Raw genomic sequence first — 2,602 nt, 5'->3', positions numbered from 1 at the left:
GAAATCCATCGACGTAACAAGGGCACGGAGATGCGTATAAGCGGAAGCCCCCCGGCCGCTGCCACTAGATTGGCCCTGCACTTCGGCGGACCTGGCTGGTCAGGGGGCAGCAGTTCATGGAATCCGACAGCACCTTCGACGCGCGCGGTACCCGGTCCGGGCCGGCCGCCGGCACACCGGGAACGTCCGGCGGCGCACCCGGGCCCTTCGCCGGCCCGCCGGGAGGCCGGGGCGGCGGCCCGGGGGCTTCCGGGACGCCCGCGCCGCCCGCGCAGGCGCCCGCCACCCGGCCCGCGCTCGCCGAGTGGCTGCGGCTGCCCCGGCCCGCGGCGGCCACCGGGATCTGGCGGCCGGGCCACGTGGAGCGCCCGGAGCAGGAGGACGCCTCGGTGCCCGCCCGGCAACTGCTCAACGGCGCCCTCATCGCGTACCTCTGCGGCTGGCTGCTGTGGTCCCTCCTCTGGAACCGCTACCTCGACGGCTGGTGGGTCTTCGTCGAGGACTGGTGGCTGCTGCCCATGCTGTGGCTGGTGCCGAAGGACTGGCAGGCGCCCGGCCACCCCGACTTCATGCTGTACGTCGGGATCACGTACCTCTGGTACGGCCTGGTGCTCGGCCTGCTGGCGCACGCCTTCGGCCGGGTCGGCAACTGGGCCGAGGTCTGGCGGCGCTACGGCGTGCCGATCTGGCCGCTGTTCGTGCTGGTGCCGGGGGTGTGGCGGGAGATGCCCCGGGTCGACGGGCTGCTGTGGGCGTCCAACCTCTACTGGGTGCTGCTGGTCTGCGCGGTGCTGGCCGCCGTCGGACGGGCCGGGCGCTGGCCGGCGGTACGGCGGCGGGCGGCCGGCGGACCCCAGGGCGCGCCCCCGCCGCCCGAGGCCGACCCCGCCGAGTGGCCCGACCTGCGGGACGCCGGGCTGACCGAGGCGGCCGGCCGGCTCGCCGAGGCCACCCGCTCCGGGACGCTCGGCGATGTGGACTACGCCCGCATCCGCCGCGCCTGGCAGGGCGTGCGCACCCACCCCGAACGGCTGCCGGCCTTCGCCGACGCCGTCCGCGCGTACGGCCCCGCCGCCTGCGGGCACCCCTCCGGCGCGCGCGACCTCCCCGTCCGCACCGCCCAGCACGACCTGGTCACCGGCCAGGTGCGGATCGGCGCCGCCGCCGACCACCCCCGCAACCCCTACGCCCGCCGCACCACCGGCGTCGCCCTGGAGCCGGCGCTGCTCGGCACCTCGCTGCTGGCCGTCGGCCCGGCCGGATCGGGGAAGACGGCACGGCTGATCCGCCCGGTCACCGAGTCGCTCTGCCTCCAGGCGCTGGCCGGCCGCGCCGCGGTCGTCGCGGTCACCGCGCAGGGGGCCGCGCTCGCCCCGGACGGCGCCTTCGACGTCGTCGTCTCCGTCGGCCGCCCCGACTCCACCCACGACCTCGACCTCTACGGCGGCGCCGACGACCCCGACGAGGCCGCCCGCACCCTGGCCGAGGCGCTGGTCGGCGACCTGGTGCCGGACTGCCGCCGGGCCGCCACCGCGCTCGCCCAGCTCATCGGCCCCTACCGGGCCGCGCACGGCCGCTTCCCGCCCGTCCCCGAGCTGCGCGAACTCCTCGACGGCGCGCCCCGGGCGCTGGCCGCGCTGCGGGCGGCCGTCGCCGGCGACCCGGCGCAGGTGCGCGAGCTGGACGCGCGGGCGCGCGGCGCCGACCGCGCCGACGACGCCGGGCCGCTGCTCGCCGAACGGATCGCCTTCCTCGACCGCCCCGCCCTGGCCCGCTTCTTCCGCACCGACGGAGACGCCCCCCGGCTCACCCTGCGCACGGTCGAGCACCCGCTGCGGGTCCGCGTCGACCTGCCCGAACGCGGTCACGCCGAGGCCTCCCGGATCGTGGCCCGGCTGCTGCTCGCCCAGTTCGCCGAGGCCGCGCAGGCCCGCGCCGACCGCTCGCTCTTCGCCTGCCTGGTGCTGGACGACGCCACCCGCACCGTCACCGCCGACTCGGTCCGCGCCGTGCAGCGGCTGCGCTCCGCCAACGCGGGCGTGGTGCTGGCGCTGCGCACCCTGGAGGAGGTGCCGGAGACCCTGCGCGGCCCGCTGCTGGGCGCGGTCGGCTGCCGGATGGCGTTCGCCGGCATCGGCTCCTGGGACGGCGGCCGGTTCGCCGAGACCTGGGGCACCGAGTGGGTGCAGACCCGGGACGTCACCAACCGGCAGATCATCTCCGACGAGCCGCTGACCAAGGCGGTGCACTTCGTCCGCAAGCTGGTCACCGGCCGGGCGGCCACCGCCGAGGCGGTCACCGTCCGGGAGGTCGAGCGGCAGCGGTGGTCCGCCTCCGACCTCGCCCACGCGGTCCCGGCCGGCCACGCGGTGCTCTCCCTGTCCGGCGTACGCGGCGAGCACAGCCCGCCGCTGCTGGTGGACCTGGGCCGGTGAGCACCCGGGGACGTGACACGCCGGCCCAGCCGACGTGACAAGCTGGCACCATCGAAGGAGCGCTTCATACGCGACGGCGAAAACCGTCCGCGCTCACCCCGCCCATCCCGCCGGTGCTCCCCGCCCCGCCTGGCGCTCCTCCCGTCCCCGCCCCGATTGTACCACGG

At 77.3% G+C, this 2,602-nt stretch carries 1 protein-coding gene; it reads left to right on the top strand.

Features of this window, described 5'->3' with window-relative positions; genetic code table 11:
• The first annotated feature begins 116 nt into the window (after nucleotides 1–116).
• Nucleotides 117–2,435: a type IV secretory system conjugative DNA transfer family protein gene (locus C6N75_RS29665; RefSeq protein ID WP_105871921.1), complete on the top strand. Its 2,319-nt coding sequence runs from the start codon at nucleotides 117–119 to the stop codon at nucleotides 2,433–2,435.
• Nucleotides 2,436–2,602 lie beyond the last annotated feature (167 nt).

It is taken from the genome of Streptomyces solincola, from assembly GCF_002982015.1.
Taxonomy (GTDB): Bacteria; Actinomycetota; Actinomycetes; order Streptomycetales; family Streptomycetaceae; genus Streptomyces; species Streptomyces solincola.
The sequence above is the reverse complement of the archived record's forward strand: the minus strand, read 5'-3'. Positions and strand labels throughout refer to the sequence as shown.

Coding starts and splice junctions, on each gene's coding strand:
- C6N75_RS29665 (WP_105871921.1), top strand. CDS start 117: ATGGAATCCGACAGCACCTTCGACGCGCGCGGTACCCGGTCCGGGCCG.